This is a genomic window from Streptomyces sp. NPDC058525, from assembly GCF_042719495.1.
Taxonomy (GTDB): Bacteria; Actinomycetota; Actinomycetes; order Streptomycetales; family Streptomycetaceae; genus Streptomyces.
In genome coordinates, this window is the sequence record NZ_JBHXNP010000032.1 from 24,271 (window position 1) to 40,167 (window position 15,897).

General features: G+C 74.2%; 18 protein-coding genes. 11 read left to right on the plus strand and 7 right to left on the minus strand.

Annotation, left to right across the window (positions count from 1 at the left end; genetic code table 11):
- Window positions 1-156 precede the first annotated feature (156 nt).
- Window positions 157-804 (plus strand): hypothetical protein, encoded by a 648-nt coding sequence (locus ACFWP3_RS17300; protein ID WP_384221476.1) that lies wholly within the window; start codon window positions 157-159, stop codon window positions 802-804.
- Between the two features lie 11 nt (window positions 805-815).
- Here the strand turns inward: ACFWP3_RS17300 and ACFWP3_RS17305 are convergent, their stop codons facing one another.
- The 4 genes from ACFWP3_RS17305 to ACFWP3_RS17320 all read right to left on the minus strand — a co-directional run bounded on the left by ACFWP3_RS17305 (window position 816) and on the right by ACFWP3_RS17320 (window position 4,905).
- Window positions 816-2,306, minus strand: coding sequence for a cellulose binding domain-containing protein (locus tag ACFWP3_RS17305; RefSeq protein ID WP_384221478.1), 1,491 nt, complete (start codon window positions 2,304-2,306; stop codon window positions 816-818).
- A 149-nt stretch (window positions 2,307-2,455) separates the two neighbouring features.
- Window positions 2,456-2,827, minus strand: coding sequence for a VOC family protein (locus tag ACFWP3_RS17310; RefSeq protein ID WP_384221480.1), 372 nt, complete (start codon window positions 2,825-2,827; stop codon window positions 2,456-2,458).
- 24 nt (window positions 2,828-2,851) lie between these two features.
- On the minus strand, window positions 2,852-3,952 hold the full coding sequence (locus ACFWP3_RS17315) for a PP2C family protein-serine/threonine phosphatase (protein WP_384221483.1): 1,101 nt from the start codon (window positions 3,950-3,952) through the stop codon (window positions 2,852-2,854).
- A 179-nt stretch (window positions 3,953-4,131) separates the two neighbouring features.
- The gene (locus tag ACFWP3_RS17320; protein WP_384221486.1) at window positions 4,132-4,905 is read right to left on the minus strand and encodes a LysR substrate-binding domain-containing protein; all 774 of its coding nucleotides are present in this window, start codon (window positions 4,903-4,905) and stop codon (window positions 4,132-4,134) included.
- A 58-nt stretch (window positions 4,906-4,963) separates the two neighbouring features.
- Between ACFWP3_RS17320 and ACFWP3_RS17325 the strand changes: the two genes are divergently transcribed.
- Entirely contained in the window at window positions 4,964-5,371 is a 408-nt protein-coding gene (locus ACFWP3_RS17325; protein WP_384221489.1) for a DUF5997 family protein, read from the plus strand.
- A gap of 89 nt (window positions 5,372-5,460) precedes the next feature.
- On the opposite strand, the gene ACFWP3_RS17330 is transcribed toward ACFWP3_RS17325, so the two are convergent.
- Together ACFWP3_RS17330 and ACFWP3_RS17335 are read right to left on the minus strand one after the other, a co-directional pair.
- Window positions 5,461-6,036 (minus strand): YdeI family protein, encoded by a 576-nt coding sequence (locus ACFWP3_RS17330; RefSeq protein ID WP_384221603.1) that lies wholly within the window; start codon window positions 6,034-6,036, stop codon window positions 5,461-5,463.
- A 27-nt stretch (window positions 6,037-6,063) separates the two neighbouring features.
- A complete protein-coding gene (locus ACFWP3_RS17335; RefSeq protein WP_384221605.1) occupies window positions 6,064-6,474 on the minus strand; it encodes a DoxX family protein in 411 nt (136 codons plus the stop codon).
- 293 nt (window positions 6,475-6,767) lie between these two features.
- On the opposite strand from ACFWP3_RS17335, the gene ACFWP3_RS17340 reads away from it, so the two are divergent.
- Genes ACFWP3_RS17340 through ACFWP3_RS17360 form a run of 5 tightly spaced genes read left to right on the plus strand, consistent with a single transcriptional unit; the run spans window position 6,768 to window position 11,645 of the window.
- On the plus strand, window positions 6,768-7,751 hold the full coding sequence (locus ACFWP3_RS17340) for a tellurite resistance/C4-dicarboxylate transporter family protein (protein WP_384221491.1): 984 nt from the start codon (window positions 6,768-6,770) through the stop codon (window positions 7,749-7,751).
- Window positions 7,752-7,801: 50 nt separating this feature from the next.
- The gene (locus ACFWP3_RS17345) at window positions 7,802-8,236 is read left to right on the plus strand and encodes a VOC family protein (RefSeq protein WP_384221493.1); all 435 of its coding nucleotides are present in this window, start codon (window positions 7,802-7,804) and stop codon (window positions 8,234-8,236) included.
- Between the two features lie 10 nt (window positions 8,237-8,246).
- On the plus strand, window positions 8,247-8,933 hold the full coding sequence (locus ACFWP3_RS17350; RefSeq protein ID WP_384221496.1) for an epimerase: 687 nt from the start codon (window positions 8,247-8,249) through the stop codon (window positions 8,931-8,933).
- A gap of 57 nt (window positions 8,934-8,990) precedes the next feature.
- Complete coding sequence (locus tag ACFWP3_RS17355) at window positions 8,991-11,279, plus strand: AAA family ATPase (protein ID WP_384221497.1); 2,289 nt, start codon at window positions 8,991-8,993, stop codon at window positions 11,277-11,279.
- Window positions 11,280-11,288: 9 nt separating this feature from the next.
- Window positions 11,289-11,645, plus strand: coding sequence for an NTP pyrophosphohydrolase (locus ACFWP3_RS17360; RefSeq protein ID WP_384221500.1), 357 nt, complete (start codon window positions 11,289-11,291; stop codon window positions 11,643-11,645).
- A 27-nt stretch (window positions 11,646-11,672) separates the two neighbouring features.
- Here the strand turns inward: ACFWP3_RS17360 and ACFWP3_RS17365 are convergent, their stop codons facing one another.
- Window positions 11,673-12,218, minus strand: a complete 546-nt coding sequence (locus ACFWP3_RS17365; protein ID WP_384221502.1) for an SH3 domain-containing protein — start codon at window positions 12,216-12,218, stop codon at window positions 11,673-11,675.
- Window positions 12,219-12,464: 246 nt separating this feature from the next.
- Between ACFWP3_RS17365 and ACFWP3_RS17370 the strand changes: the two genes are divergently transcribed.
- The 4 genes from ACFWP3_RS17370 to ACFWP3_RS17385 all read left to right on the plus strand — a co-directional run bounded on the left by ACFWP3_RS17370 (window position 12,465) and on the right by ACFWP3_RS17385 (window position 15,767).
- Entirely contained in the window at window positions 12,465-13,196 is a 732-nt protein-coding gene (locus ACFWP3_RS17370; RefSeq protein ID WP_384221505.1) for a hypothetical protein, read from the plus strand.
- 195 nt (window positions 13,197-13,391) lie between these two features.
- The gene (locus ACFWP3_RS17375; RefSeq protein ID WP_384221508.1) at window positions 13,392-14,618 is read left to right on the plus strand and encodes a sensor histidine kinase; all 1,227 of its coding nucleotides are present in this window, start codon (window positions 13,392-13,394) and stop codon (window positions 14,616-14,618) included.
- Window positions 14,593-15,342, plus strand: a complete 750-nt coding sequence (locus ACFWP3_RS17380) for a response regulator (protein ID WP_384221511.1) — start codon at window positions 14,593-14,595, stop codon at window positions 15,340-15,342. The genes ACFWP3_RS17375 and ACFWP3_RS17380 overlap by 26 nt, the downstream gene beginning before the upstream one ends.
- Window positions 15,343-15,392: 50 nt before the next feature.
- Entirely contained in the window at window positions 15,393-15,767 is a 375-nt protein-coding gene (locus tag ACFWP3_RS17385) for a YbjQ family protein (protein ID WP_384221514.1), read from the plus strand.
- Window positions 15,768-15,897: the final 130 nt, after the last annotated feature.

The window sequence follows — 15,897 nt, forward strand, 5'->3', positions numbered from 1 at the left end:
AGGAACTGGCAGAAAGCAGGACGAATCACTACTTCTCAGACTCCCGTGTCCGGTGCTCCCGGACCATCGGCAATTCGGCCGAAGCGGCCCGTGCGAGGCTTGTCCGACTCAGCGGACCGGCGCACGGTCCGCGCGAACGGGGAGGGAACCCGCACCATGCACCAGCCGAGCCGGCCCGAGGACCTGGACCGTCCCGAACTGCTCTGGGCCAGGGCGGTGACCCTGGCCGTCCTCGACGCCGCCTGCGGCGACCGGACCGAGTTCGCCGTCGACGACGACGGCGTGTGGTGCCACTCCACCGGCGCCGGCGGCTGGTGGCGGCTGACCGTGCTCGACGGGGCGCGGGCCGTCCTGTGCGGCCAGGACCCGGACGGCAGCCACACCCATGTCGGCGGCCGCCAGGTCGACTTCCTCGAGGGCGGCCCCGACTGGCTGCCCTGGGACCTCCTGCGCGAGGACGCCGAAGGCAACCTCCTCGGTTTCGTCTACTGGTGGCAGGACGGCGCCTGGCACCGCATCCCGTACCCGGACGAGCTGCCCGAGGACGGACTGGACGGCGCCGCGCCCTGGGCCGGCTCGCACGAGGAGTTCCTCGAACTGGCCGTGGACTCGCGCGACGTGCCGTACGAGCGGCGGCGGACCCTGACCGAGGCCGTCGAGGGGTTCGTGGCGGCGGCGCGGGAACGCGCGGCCGACGAGGCCGCCGTGGCGGCGCTGCTGGCACCGGCCCGGGCCGTGCAGGGGCCCGCGCCGCGGCCCGAGGTGGCACTCGCCCTGGCCGCGCGCGCGGGCATCCTCGCGTAGCGCCCGGACGGCTACTTGAAGGCCGCGAACGCCTTGGTGAAGGCCAGCGGCTCCTGGAGGACGGAACTGCACGTGGCGTCGGCGTGGCCGACGGCTCCGGCCGCGCACTGCTTGTCGCGCGTCGAGGACCACATGGCCAGCCGGCCGATCCCCTTCGACGCGGCGAAGTCCACCAGCTGCGTGGCGTCGGCCACGGTGAAGATCTCGCTGGGGACGTCGTTCACGCCGATCATCGGCGTGACGGCGACCGCCTTCCAGGCCGCCGCGTCGGAGAGCCCCAGTACGCCCTTGAGCTGGGCCTGCGTCGCCGTCGCCGCCTGGACGGCGTACTGGCCCATGTCCCCGCTGTACGCGGGCCCGTAGTCCATCGCCATGATGTTGACGGCGTCGATCCGCACCCCGTTCTTCCGCGCGTCGGCCAGCAGCGCGACACCCGGCTGGGTCAGGCCCTCGGGCATCACGGGCAGGGTGAACGCCACGTCCAGCCCCGGGTGCGCCTTCTGCAACCGGGCGATGGCCTGGGCGCGGCGCGTGTTGGCCGCGGTCTCCGGCAGGGCCGCGCCCTCGATGTCGAAGTCGACCTTGGTGAGCTTGTAGTGGTCGACGACCTTGCCGTAGGCGGCGGCGAGTTCGTCCACGGTGGCGCAGTTCAGCGCCAGTTCGTGCCCGGCGGCCCCGCCGAAGGACACCCGGACGTCACCGCCCTCGGCCCGCAGGGCGCCTATCTGGGCGGCGACCTTGTCGTCCGCGAGGCCCGTGACACCGCCCCACAGCGGTGCGCAGCCGCCGCCGGAGGTGATGAAGGCCAGGTGGAACTCCTTCACCCCGGTCCTGGCCGCGGTGTCGAGCAGGTCGTAGGCGGGGTACAGCGAGGTGTCCACGTACGGGGCGAAGCGCGCGCCGGGGCCGGCCGGGCCGGTCCCGGTGGGGGCGGGCGACGTGGGCCGGGTCGGCTGGGCGGAGGTCGCGGTCGGGGCCGCGGTGGCCGTGGCGGTGGGCGCCGCCGTCGGCGCGGTGCTGGGGCGGACGGTGGGGCGTCCGCTCGGACCGGCCGTCGCGCCCTGGTCCACCGAGCACTTCAGCCCGTTGATGCGGCAGCCGGTCGGGTCGCCCGGGGCGCCCGGCCCGCTCGTCACGAAGCCGACGGTGACGGAAGCTCCCGCCGCCAGCCGCCGGTTCCAGTCCGCGGGCTTCACCGTCACCCGCTGCCCGTCGACCGTGTGCACGCCGTTCCACAGCGAGTCGATCCGCACGCCCGACGGCAGCTCGAACCGGAGCTCCCAGCCCTCCATGCTCTGCCCGGAGTCGTTCGTGATGACGTACTGGCCGGTGTAACCGCCGCTCCAGGAGCTGGACTTCGTGTACACGGCCCCGACGGAGCCGGCCTGCGCGGTCCCGGTGAACGCGAAGGCCGCGCCCCCGATCACCGCCGCCGCCACGACCGCGCCCGTGACCTTCGCCGTACGACTCGCCCTGCGCCGGTGCCCGACTGTCCTGCTCATCACGTGCCTGCCTTTGTATTACCGGGGAGTTGGGGTGCGGCAGCACGCTAGCCGCCCCGAAACGGACATTCGTCCGTTCGGGGGCGCCCATCCAGAGCCTTAGGTTCCGCTTAAGGGAGCGATCGGCAGGGGTTAAGCCTCGGCAAGCCTCAGCCGTGGCTGGTGTCGATGACGCAGAAGCGGTTGCCCTCCGGGTCGGCCAGTACGACGAAGTCGGGGTCCTCGGGGTAGGAGTCCCAGTCGACGTGCCGGGCTCCCAGGGACACCAGGCGGGTCACTTCCGCCGCCTGCTCGGCGGCGTCCGCGGCGTACAGGTCGAGGTGCACGCGGGGGCGCTCCTGTACGGGGGAGGTGCTGCGGCCGAGGGCCAGGCCCGGCCCGTGGCCGTCGGGCGGGACCAGGACGGTCCAGCCGTCCGACACCTCGCCGCCGCGCGGGACGTACCCCAGCGCCCAGCCCCAGAATGCGGCCGCCCTGCGTACGTCCGAGGCGCCCATCACGATCGTTCCGATGCTCAGCATGATCGGATTCTGGCAAACCGCGCGTCAGTGCGGGAGCCGTTCGATCGCGACCATCGCGGCGTCGTCGCCGAGGGTGCTGCCGGCCGCCTGCGACAGCAGGTCCGCGCACAGCAGGTCCAGGAGGGCGCGCGGGTGGGTGCCCGACCAGGCGGCCGCGTGTTCCGCGAGCGGGTAGAAGGTGCCCTCCGCGTCGCGCGCCTCCAGGACGCCGTCCGTGTACAGGAGCAGGACGTCGCCCGCGTCGAAGGCGAAGGTGTGCGCGGTGACGGACGATGCCACCAGTCCCGCCAGGCCCAGCGGCGGCGAGGGCCGGTCCACGTCGAGGGGGAGCGCCCGGCCGTCGCGCAGCAGCAGGGGCGGCGGGTGGCCGCAGCTGACCAGGTGCAGGACCGGTTCGTCGTCGGGGATCTCCAGGACGGCCGCGGTGATGAAGCTCTCGCCCTGGTCCCCGGAGTCGTCCAGGTCCGGGGAGACCGCCGCCTCCAGGTAGGCCACCAGCCCCGGCAGGCCGGCCTCCTGGTGGGCGGCGGCCCGGAAGGCGCCGAGGACGAGCGCGGCGTCCCCGACCGCCTCCAGCCCCTTGCCGCGGACGTCGCCGATGATCAGCCGGGTTCCCGTGGCCGTCCGGGCGGCGGCGTACAGGTCCCCGCCGATCCGGGCCTCGGCCGCGGCGGCCAGGTACAGCGAGGCCACGCCCAGCGGGCCGATCCGGTCGCGCAGCGGCCGCAGCACCACCTGCTGGGCGGTCTCGGCCACCGACCGCAGCTGGACCAGCTCCCGCTCGCGCACCTCGCGCAGGTGGGCGAAGAGGGTCACGAACACCGAGATCATGATCAGCGCGCAGATCTGGAAGGTGTGGTTGAGATCGGTGAGGGTCGTGCGCACCATCGCCACCACGGCCTGCGCCAGCACCGCCACCAGGCCGACGAACCCGGTCATCCACGGCCCGGCGAAGGAGGCGGTGACGGCCGGTGCGGCGACCAGGAAGGGGCCGAGGTGGACATCGGGCGGCGCGAGTACGTCCACCACCGTGACCAGGGCGATCAGCGCGAAGGGAACCGCCAGCTGTGCGGGGCGCACCTGCCGGGACCGTGGGCGGGACGCGAGCGGTGGCCGGAGATCCATCCCCCCTGCATACACCGCGGGGGCACCGGTGTCCTCCGGACCCGGCCGTCACGGTCCGCCCTTCCGCGGACCGTGCTCCGTGCGCGCCGCCCTGGGGGCGCGCACGGGCGCGGGTGGGCGTGATCCCTCGTCGCCGACGGCGGCCGAGCCCGGCGGAGAGTCGAGCCCGGCCGGGGCGGCTACGAGCGGCGGCGGGGCTTTCCGCCCTTGCCGCCCTTGGGGCTCCGGCTCGCCGACTTGCCCGGCGCGGCCTTGCGCGGTGCGCCGCCGCCCGCCTCCGGGCGCTTGGCCTTGGCCTTGGCCTTCGCCTTGGCGGTGGCCTTCGGCTGCGCGGCGGCGGCCGGGCGGCCCCGGGTGCTGTTCACGGTCCGCCCGCGGACGATCCCGATGAACTGCTCCACCAGATCGGTGGTCTCCTCCTGCGGCCACGACAGCGCCACGCGCGACTCGGGGGCGTCGGTGACCGGCCGGTAGGTGAGGTCCTTGCGGTGGTGCAGGCGCGCGAGGGACTGCGGGACGACGAGCACGCCCACCCCGGCCGCCACCAGCTCGATCGCGTCCGCGGTCGTCTCGGGGCGCTCGATCGCGGGCTGTCCCGGCAGCTTCTCCCAGCCGAGGGTGTCGTCGAGGGGGTGCAGCACGATCTCCCCGGCCAGATCCGCCGTGGAGACCTCCTCGACCGCCGCCACGAGGTGGTCCTTGGGGATCACGACGACCGTGGTCTCGGTGTAGAGGGGGATCGCGCTGAGGTCGTCCCGGTCCACCGGCAGCCGTACGAAACCGGCGTCGGCGGCGCGGTCGCGCAGCACACCGAACGCCTCGGCGGGGGACACCGACACGAGGGTCAGCGGTACGTCGGGCAGTCGCTCGTTCCAGATCCGGATCCACTTGGTGGGGGTCACCCCGGGGACATAAGCGAGCCGGAACGCATGGGGTACTTCCGAGCCTGTCACCCCGCCAGGTTACCGGTCGTGGTCGGAGGTAGCGCACACGCTCGATACTCTTGACGGCATGACGTCCCACCAGAGCACCCAGACGATGAAGCCCGCGACCGCGGCAAAGAAGCTGGGTGTGTACCTCGAGGCCACCCCCGCTGAATTCCAGGAGGGTGTCGTCTCGCGCACCGAGCTGAACGCCCTCCAGTCCGACCCGCCCGCCTGGCTGGTTGAGCTGCGGCGCAACGGCCCGCACCCGCGCCCCGTGGTCGCGGCGAAGCTGGGCGTCTCCATCGCCGGTCTCGCCCGCGGCGGGGTCACCGAGCCGCTCACCACCGAGCAGATCGAAGCGCTCAAGCAGGAGGCCCCCGAGTGGCTCCAGCGCGAGCGCGCCACCCAGGCCGAGGTCCGCAAGGAAGCGGTCCGGATCAAGGAGATGCAGGCCGAGAAGGCCGAGAAGGCCGCGAAGAACGCCGGTTCCTGAACCGCGTGCGCTCCGGCCGCAGGGCCCGGCACCCCTCGGGGCGCCGGGCCCTGCGCCTTTCTGCCCTGACGCGGTCCGCGCCCTGACGCTTACGCGCTCTCGCCCGTCGCCAGCATGCGCACCGCCCGTTCGAGCCGGGCCCGCCGGGTCTCCGGGGTGAGCGCCTGGAGCAGCGGCAGCACCACCTGGTAGCGGCCGGTCCGGTCGAGCGCCTCGAACGCCTCCCGGGCGGCGGGGCTGGCGTCGAGCGCCGCCGCGAGGTCCGGCGGTACCTCCGCCGTCTTCTGCGACGCGTAGGCCCCTGCCCACCGCCCGTCCGCCTGCGCCCGGCGCACCTCGGCCAGTCCCGGCTCGCGCATCCGGCCGGTGGCCGTCAGCACCGCGACCTTGTCGACGTTCACCTGCGACCACAGGCTCCGGGGCCTGCGCGGCACGTACCTCTGCAGGTAGTGGTCCGCGTCGAGTGCCCGGCGCTGCCCGGAGATCCAGCCGTAGCACAGGCCGACGTCCACGAGCTCGTCGTCGGTCACCGACGGGATGCCGGACCTCTTCTTCGCGACCTTCACCCACACGCCCTCGTGGCGCGTGTGGTGCGCGGCCAGCCAGTCCTCGAACGCCCCGGCGTCCGGGAAGGCGACGATCTCCACGCCGCCGAGCTCGTCCATGTCCATGGGCCGACGCTAGCCGACGCCTCAGGCGGCCACGGCCTCCGGGCTGCGCTCCCCGCGGCTGCGGCCCGCCGAGGTCCGGGAGGCGAACAGGCCGTCCACCGCGAGGGCGCCCGGGCCGGTGAACACCAGCAGCAGGAAGGCCCAGCAGAACAGGGCGGAGAGCTCGCCGCCGTTCTGCAACGGCCAGAGGGCGTCCGGCTGGTGGGCGCTGAAGTACGCGTACGCCATCGAGCCGGAGGCGACGAAGGCGGCGGACCGGGTGCCGAGGCCGACGAGGACCAGGACGCCGCCGACCAGCTGGATGACGGCCGCGTACCAGCCGGGCCAGGCACCGGCCGGGACCGTGCCGCCGCCGTGGGCGCCGCCGAGGACGCCGAACAGGGAGGCCGCGCCGTGCGAGGCGAACAGCAGTCCCGTGACGATCCGGAACAGGGCGACGGCGTACGGCCGGTTTCTGTCGAGGAGGGGGGGTCATGTGGGGGGCTCCTTCGGTGGGGACGGGTTCCGAAGCGGTGGCCGGCGGGCGCGTGCGGAGGGGGGACGCCCACTCGGGTGTGCCCATGGTTAGGTATGCCTAAGTGCACTGGCAAGATCGAGTTCCGGCCACCGGCCGAGCGGTGGCGACGCTACCGGGCGGCCGTACGGCCACGCCGACGGCGCGCGGGCCCGGCCCGACCCGCGCCCGTCCGCTGGCGGCCTGCGGAACGGTGCGGTCCGCTGGAGGGGTGAGCCCTCTGCCCGATCGCTGCTGGTGGACCGGTCTCCCGCCGGCGGCGGGTGCCGTCGTCATGGCCGTCGGCATCCTCTCTGTCGGACTGCACCTGACCGGGTACGAGCTGCTCTCCCTGGTGGCGCTGGCCCTGTCCGGGGCCCTGTGGCTGGTTCTCGCCGCCGACTTCGCGGCCCGCCTGCTGGGGGACCGCGGCAGGTTCCGGGCCGAGGCCGACACCCCGGCCGCGCTCACCGCCGTCGCCGCCACCACCGTGCTCGGCACCCGGCTCTCGGTGCTCGGGTGGCAGAGCGCGGCCGCCGCGCTGCTGGCGCTCGCCGCGGCGCTCTGGCCCGGGCTGCTGCTGGCCGTCGTACTCCACTGGAGGCGGCGCATGGGCGGGGTGGCGTTCCTCGTCTGCGTCGCGACCCAGGGGCTCGCCGTGCTCGCGGCGGTGCTGGCCGCGGCCGGCCACCACGACTGGCTGGCCCGGGCGGCGCTGGCCGCGTTCTGCCTCGGCCTGCTGCTCTACGGCGCGGCCCTGGTCCGCTTCGACCTCCACGAGGTCACCGGCGGCGCGGGCGACCACTGGGTGGCGGGCGGCGCACTGTCCATCTCCGCACTGGCCGGCGCCCATCTGACGGCATCACCCGTATGGACGGGTACGGCGCACACGGCGCTGCGCGTCACCACGCTGGCGGCGCTGGCCCTCTCCCTCGTCTGGTACGCCGTCCTCCTCTGGGCCGAACTGCGCCACCCCCGCCCGCACTATGACATCCGGCGCTGGGCCACCGTGTTCCCCCTCGGCATGACGGCCACCGCCTGCCTCTCCGCGGCGGACCCGGCCGGGCTGCCGTGGCTGCGCCCGCTGGGCGAGGTCCTGCTCTGGATCGCCGTCGGGGCCTGCGCCCTGACCTGCGCCGCGTTCCTCACCACCCGCCGGACCTCGAGCCGGAGCCCCCGCGGCACCCCCGGCCGAGCCGCGCGCCGCCGGCCCTGACGCGTCCCGCTCCTGTGGCGGCCGCGGCGCCGCCTCAGTAGGGTCCCGGCATGGCCTACACGTTTCAGCTGATCATCGATTCCCAGGACCCGCACCCGCTCGCGGACTGGTGGGCCGACGCCCTCGGCTGGGAAGTGGAGCCGAGCGATGAGGACTTCATCCGCGGCGTGATCGCCGCGGGCCAGGCGACCGAGGACGACACCACGACCCACCGCGGCACCCTCGTGTGGAAGGTCGGCGCCGCGATCCGCCACCCCGACGGCCTGGAAGGCGCTCCCCGCATCCTCTTCCAGCTCGTCCCCGAGGCCAAGACGGTCAAGAACCGCGTCCACCTCGACGTCCGTACCGGGTCCGACGACCCGAAGGACGTGGTCGAACGGCTCCTCGCCAAGGGCGCGACCTTCCTCCACGACGGCCGTCAGGGCCCCTGGACGTGGACCACCCTCACCGACCCGCAGGGCAACGAGCTCTGCGTGACCGCATGAGGAGCGCCGCGTGAACGTCCTCCTCTTCGGGGCCACCGGGATGATCGGCCGGGGCGTGCTCCGCGAATGCCTGCGCGACGACACCGTCGACAGCGTCCTCGCCATCGGCCGCACCCCGCTCGGCGTCACCCACCCCAAACTGCGCGAACGCGTCCAGGACGACCCGTCCGACCTCTCCGCCCCCGACCTCGGGCTGGCCGCGTACGACGCCTGCTTCTTCTGCCTCGGCGTCTCCTCCGTCGGGATGAAGGAGGAGGCGTACCGGCGCGTCACCCACGACCTCACGCTCGCGGTGGCCCGCCCGCTCGCCGCCGCCAACCCCCGGATGACCTTCGTCTACGTGTCCGGCGAGGGCACCGACAGCACCGAACAGGGCCGGTCCATGTGGGCCCGGGTCAAGGGGAAGACCGAGAACGACCTGCTCGAACTGCCCTTCCAGGCCTACATGTTCCGCCCGGGCATCGTCCAGCCGGTGCGCGGCGTCCCCTCCAAGACCCGCCTCTACCGCGTCCTCTACACCGTCACCGCCCCCCTCGTCCCGCTGGTCCGCCGGATCGCGCCGGACCTCGTCGTCACCACCGAGGCACTGGGCCGCGCCATGATCGCCGTGGCCGCACCCGGCACCGAGGTCGCCGGCCGCACCCTGCGCCCGAAGGACATCAACCGCCTCGGCGGGGCCGCGACCAGGCATAATTGACTACCGGGCAGACCCTCCCGCACGCGAGAATCAGCCATCTCAAACCGGGAGGAACCCATGAGCCAGGACCGCCTGACTCTTCACGACCTGCTGCCCGCACAGGCGCTGGCGGAAGCGATCGACGCCGGGTACGTGACCCGCAAGACGCACCCCGAACTGCCGCTGTCCATCTACACCTACACCCGGACGGCCCAGTACGAAGGCGTGTGGAACCAGGTCACCACGCGCTGCCGCGGACTCGTCGCCGACGACACCACCGGCGCGGTCGTCGCCCTGCCGCTGCCGAAGTTCTTCAACGTCGGCGAGCACGCGGCGGGCCGGCCCTACGCGCCCGCCCTGCCGGACGAGCCGTTCGAGGTCTACGAGAAGGTCGACGGCAGCCTCGCCGTGGTCTTCCACTACGCGGACCGCTGGCACGTCGCCTCCAAGGGTTCCTTCAACAGCGCCCAGTCCACCTGGGCGCAGCGCCTCCTCGACACCAGGGACACCGCGGCCCTGCGCCCCGGGACCACCTACCTCGCCGAGATCCTCTACCCGCAGAACCGCATCGTCGTCGACTACGGCGGCCGCCGCGACCTCGTCCTGCTCGCCGCGTTCGGAGCGGACGGCACCGAGGTCCCGCTCGCCGAGGCCGCGCCCCACTGGGAGGGGATCGGCTCCGTCGTCACCGTCTGGCCCGCGATGCCCCTGGACGAACTGGTCGCGCTGACCGAGTCCAGCACCATGCCCGGCGGCGCCGCGGCGACCGGCACCGACGCGGAGGGCTTCGTGCTGCGCTTCGCCTCGGGCGTGCGCGCCAAGGCCAAGCTGTCCGAGTACGTACGGCTCCACAAGGTGCTCACCGGCGTCACCGAGCGGGACATCTGGCGCGGCCACGGCATCCAGCGGTTCGCCGCCCTGCCCGCCAAGCAGCTCGCCCAGGGCCTGAACTGCACGGTCGCCGACATCGAGGCCTCGGGCGGCAAGCCGCTCGACGCACTGCTGGAGCAGGTGCCCGACGAGTTCGACACCTGGGTCCGGGAGGTGATCGCGCGTCTGGAGGGCGAGGCCGCGCGCCACGAGCAGGCCATCGACGAGGCCTACGCGGGACTCGTCCACCTGGCCGGCGACCGCGGCGCCTTCGCCCGCGCCGTCAAGGGGCTCGGCGACCGGGGGATCCGCGCGGCGATGTTCCTGCGGCTCGACGGCCGCCCGACCGAGCTCACCACCTGGCGCCACGTGCGCCCGGAGACCGCCGACCCGTACGCCACCGACGAGGAGGACCAGACCGTGTCCAAAGCCGCGCCCGAAGAGGTGCGGGCCCCCGCGCCGCCGGCCGCGTCGCCGCGCGTCCCCGGCCCCGCCCGGGCCGCGGCCGCCCAGGCCCCCGCCCCGGCCCGTCCGGCGGACCCGGCCCCGCACGAGGAGCCCCCGCTGCCCGTCGTACACGTCATGACGGGGCTGCCGGCCTCCGGCAAGACGACCGCGGCGCGCGCCCTCCAGGCGGAGTCCGGGGGCCGGATGCGCCGCGTCAACCTGGACGACCTGCGGAGCATGCTCGACCTGCCGGACCCCGAGCGGGGCCGGTCCCACGCGCACGAGCAGACCGTGCTGGCCGTCCAGGACGCGGCGGTCCGTGCGGCCGTCGACGGCGGCTTCGACGTGGTCGTCGACAACACCCACCTGACCAAGCACATCCCCAAGCGGCTCAAGGCGGCCGTCGGCGGACTCGCCACCTTCGTCGTGCACGACTTCACCGACGTCCCGCTGGAGGAGTGCCTGCGCCGGGACGCCGCCCGGGAGAAGCAGGTCGGTGAGGAGATCATCCGCATACTGGCCGACAAGCACCAGAAGGCCCGCAAGGGCGGCTGGCGGCTGACGGCGGAGTGGCTGAACGGCACCTCCGGCGAGGTGGCCGCGCCGCCGGTGCGGGAGTACGTCGCCGACCCGGCCCTGCCCGCCGCGGTGATGTGCGACATCGACGGGACGCTCGCGCTGACCGGCGACCGCGGCCCGTACGACTTCTCGCGCTGCGAGCTCGACCTGCTCAACGAGCCCGTCCGGCACGCCCTGGACGCCTTCCGGCGGGCCGACGGCGACGTGATCGTGCTGCTGTCGGGGCGGAGCGAGGAGCACCGCCCGCAGACCGAGTCCTGGCTGCGGCGGCACCGGGTGCCGTACGACGAGCTGTGGATGCGTGCGGCGGGCGACACGCGCCGCGACGACGTGGTGAAGGCCGAGCTCTTCGACGCGCACGTGCGCGGCCGGTACGCGGTCCGGGTCTCGCTCGACGACCGGGACCGGGTGGTCGCGGTCTGGCGCCGGATGGGCCTGCCCACCTGGCAGGTCAACTACGGCGACTTCTAGGACGGCTCCATGGGGCACGTGCTGATCGTGGACGGCGCGAACGTCGTCGGCTCGGTACCGGACGGCTGGTGGCGGGACCGGCGGGGCGCGGCCGAGCGGCTGCGCGACCGGCTGGCCGCGCGGGACGGGGACGAGGAGATCGTCCTCGTCGTCGAAGGGGCCGCCCGGGGCGTCGAGTCCGTTCCCGGCGTACGGGTGGACCCGGCGCCCGGGAGCGGCGACGACCGCATCGTGGAACTGGCCGCGGCCCATGCGGACCGCGGCTGCGTCGTGGTGGTGGTCACGGCCGACCGCGAACTGCGCGAGCGGGTCCGGGCGTACGGAGCGCGTTGCGTGGGGCCGCGCGCCGTACGCCCGGACAGCTGACCGGCCCGGTGACCGGACCGTGCGGAGTCAGCGGCAGAAGCGCACCTTGCTGAGGTTCTTGACGTAGCGGGCCGAGACCCAGCGCTCGTGGTCGTAGGCGGCCCGGTCTTCGCCGCGGTTGCCGCCCGTGCCGGCGTTCTGGTTGCCGCTGCCCGGCCAGGTGCCGTTCCCGTTGCTGCCGTTCTGGTCGGAACCGTTCTGGTCGGAACCGTTCCCGTCGCTGCCGTTCTCGTTGTTGCCGTTCTCGTTGTTGCCGTTCTCGTCGTGCAGGCGGTACCAGACGCGGTTCCCGTCGACCGACTCGCCGTACTGCTTGCACTCGATCTCGACCGTGCGGTTCGGGTACACCTGGCCGACGATCCGGGAGCGGGTGTTCGGCTTGCTGCGGACCTTCAGGGGGCCCTTCGAGACGACCTTGCCGATCGAGTGCCGCATGGCCGCGGCCTCGGCCTGCTGCGACGTCGAGGCCTCGGCCACCGGTTGCTCGTCCGCGACCGAGGTCCCGGCCCCGACCAGGCCGAGCACCAGGCTTCCGGCGGCGAGAGCGAGGATGGTCCTGGTGGGCTTCAGCATGAGCCGGCTCCTCTACGAAAGCATCCGCCCGGCCGCGGCGCGCGGCGCTGGGCGGCAACCTGGCGGTTGCCAGGGACGACTATGGCGACGGCGGGGCCGTTCGCAGGGTTGGCTCACCGCGGTTTAGCCCGATATGCCCAATCTGTGCCCCCGCCGGACGGAGTACGCCTCTCCGCTTCACGGCATGCCCAGCACCCCCGCGCATTCGCGCGGCGGCCGATTCAACCGCCGTTCATACTCGACCTGTTGGATTCCGGTGAGCGATCTGAGGGCGGTCACGCGGCGTGTGCCGGCGATGGCGGGGGCGTTGAGCGGGGCACTGGCGGGGCTGCTGGTCCTCACCGGCTGCGGGCCGGGCGGGAAGTCCGGGGACAAACCGCAGCCCGGTCCGACGGGTTCGGCGACGGCCCCGGCCTCGGCTCCGGCCCCCTCGCCCGCGAAGCCGTCCGGGCCGCCGCGGGCGCCGTCCTCTACGGCGGCGGACCCACCGGCGCGGCCCGCCTCGCCGCGGCCCTGGCAGCCGCCGGCTACCGCGGCCGGGTCCTCGCCACCCAGGCCGTGCACGACCCCCGCTTCCTCCAGGAGGCGGGCGCGAGCGCCGAGGGCTGGCTGCTGGTCTCCACCGCCGTCGACCCCGCCGCGGCCCCCGCGCCCCCGGCGGCCCGCGCCTTCGACACCGCCTTCCGCGCCCGCCACGGCGGCCCCGCCCCGCTCTACGCGGCCGAGGGCTACGACGCCGTGCACCTGCTGGCCCGGTGCGCGCGGGACCTGGGCCGCGCCCAGGTCGGCCGCGGGGACCTGCTGCCCACCCTGCGCGGGACCACCCACCAGGGCGTCTCCAAGACCTACGCCTTCGAGCGGGCCAACGGCACCTACACCGGCGACGGCCTGTTCTTCTACGAGGTCGCCTCGGGCCGCTTCCGCTTCCTCGGCACCCGCTCCACCACCTGCCCCCGCCTGACCCCCGCCCACGGGTGAGCGAGGCCGTGCCCGCCCCCGAACGGGCACGGCCGCGCGGCGGGCCCCGGGGGGTGAGGCCGTGCCGGCCGGTGAACCGGCCCTGCCGAAGCTACGCGCGGCCGATCACCGGCCGCGACTGTCCACGGGTTGAATCCGGCCTACCCCCCTGGGTGTCGACCCTGTACAACCTGGGGTGTACTCAAGGGGGTTGACGTGCAGCTGTCCGAACATCCGGCCGTGGTACGGCTCCGTGCCGTGCTGCCGGTCGCGGGCGAGATCGTATGGGCCGCGGGCTCCCTGTGGATGTCGTCCACGCTGCTGCACAACTGGCCCGACCCGTACGGCTACTGGCGCGACACCGACGCCTTCGCCTACGTCCTGCTCGCCCTGGTCTACCTGCCGCTCGTACTGCGCCGCCGCCACCCCGTCGCGGTCCTGCTGAACACCGGGCTGTGGGCCGGCGTCTACTTCACCCTCGGCTACTACCACGTGGTCGCCGCGTGCGGGCTGGCCACCGCCCTCTACACCGTGGCCTCCGCGTGCCCCCGCAAGGTGTCGGTCCGGTCCGCCGCCGGGGCGCTGGCCGTGCTCCTGTGGGGGACCCGGCTCGCCGAGCCGGGCGTCGTCCCGATGAGCATGGCCTTCGTCACCGTCGCCACCGTCGTCTGCTGGGTCGCCGGGGACGGCTCCCGGCGGCTGCGCGAACTCACCCGCCAACTCCGGCTGCAACAGGAGGAGAAGGCCCGCCGCGCCGTCGCCGAGGAACGCATCAGGATCGCCCGCGAACTCCACGACGTCATCGCGCACCACGTCTCGGTGATCTCCGTCCAGAACGGGCTCGCCTCCTACGTGCTCTCCTCCGACCCGCCCACCGCCCGCAAGGCCCTGGACACCGTGGGGGACAGCGCCCGCGAGGCCCTGACCGAGATGCGCCGGATGCTGCTGGTCCTCCGCGAGGACGGACCGCTGCCCGGCCAGGAGGAGGACAGGGGCCCGGTGGCGGGCCTGGCCGGGCTCGACGAGCTGGTCCGGCGGGTCGGCGCGGCCGGGGTGCCCGTCGGCGTACGGGTCACCGGGACGCCGTACGAGCTGCCGCCGGGGATAGACCTGTGCGCGTACCGCGCGGTCCAGGAGGCCCTGACCAACGTGATCAAGCACGCCCCGGGGGCGCGGACCACCGTCCAGGTCCACTACGGAGCGGACGAGGTCCGGGTACGGGTCGGCGACGACGGCAGCGGCCGCGCGCCGGCCCGGGCGCCGGCCGGCCCGGGAGGCGCGGCCGGTCAGGGGTTGATCGGCATGCGCGAGCGGGCGACGATCTACCACGGCACGGTGACCGCGGGGCCGGTCCCCGGGGGCGGCTTCGAGGTCGGCCTGCGGATTCCCGTGCCCAGACCGGGAGGGGAAGACGCGCATGCCGTCCGTACTCGTCGTCGATGACCAGTTCCTGATCCGGTCCGGACTGGCCGCGCTGCTCACCGCCGCTCCCGGCTTCGAGCTCGCGGGGGAGGCGGCGGACGGGGAGGAGGCGGTCCGGCTCGCCGCCGAGACCCGGCCCGACGTCGTCCTGATGGACATCCGGATGCCCGGCGCGGACGGGATCGAGGCCACCGAGCGGATCCTGGCCGCCCACGCGGAAGGCCAGGACGGCGGCGACGGCGGGGGCAGCGGCGACGGCGGGGTCGGCGAGGGCGGCCGTGGCGGCGCCCGGGACCGGCCGGACGGTCCCGGCGGCGGGCCCAAGGTGCTCGTGCTCACCACCTTCGACACCGACGAGTACGTCTTCCGCGCCCTGCGCGTCGGCGCGAGCGGGTTCCTCCTCAAGGACACCCCGCCCGACCGGCTGCTCGCCGCCATCGCCACCGTGCACGCCGGCGAGATGCTGTTCAGCCCCCGGGCCCTGCGCGGGCTGATCGCCACGTACGCCGCCCCGGTCGCCCGGCCCCCGCACCCCGGGCTCGACACGCTGACCCCGCGCGAGCGCGAGGTGCTCGGCCTGGTCGGCGCCGGCCTGCCCAACGCCGACATCGCCGAGCGGCTGTTCCTGAGCTCCGCCACCGTGAAGACCCATGTGCACCGCTGCATGAGCAAGCTGGGGCTGTCCAGCCGGGCCCAGGCGGTGGTCGTGGCCCACGAGTTCGGCCTCGCCGCCCGAATGCCCTGAACCCGGCCGTTCCGGATGCGGGCCGCGCCGGGGCAGGCGACAGTGGGGCCATGGGTATCGAAGACTACGGCGGCGGCCCCGGCGCCGAGCAGACCGGTGTGCTCGTCGTCACCACCAACGACGTCCCGGGCTACCGGGTGGAACGGGTCATCGGGGAGGTCTTCGGGCTCACCGTGCGCTCCCGCCACCTCGGCAGCCAGATCGGCGCGGGCCTGAAGTCGATGATCGGCGGAGAGCTCAAGGGGCTGACCAAGACCCTCGTGGAGACCCGCAACCAGGCCATGGAACGGCTCATCGACCAGGCGAAGGCGCGGGGCGCGAACGCCGTCCTGATGATGCGCTTCGACGTGACCGAAGCCGCCGACGTCGGCACCGAGGTGTGCGCCTACGGCACCGCCGTCATCCTGGTCCCGGCCTCCGGCTAGCCCCGCACCCGCACCCGCACCCGCACCCGCACCCGCACCCGCACCCGCACCCCCACCCGCCGTGCCCCGCCCCGCACCCGCCCCTCCCGAGTTCGCGCGTACGTAAGTCCAGGACGGCGCTCCGCTTTGT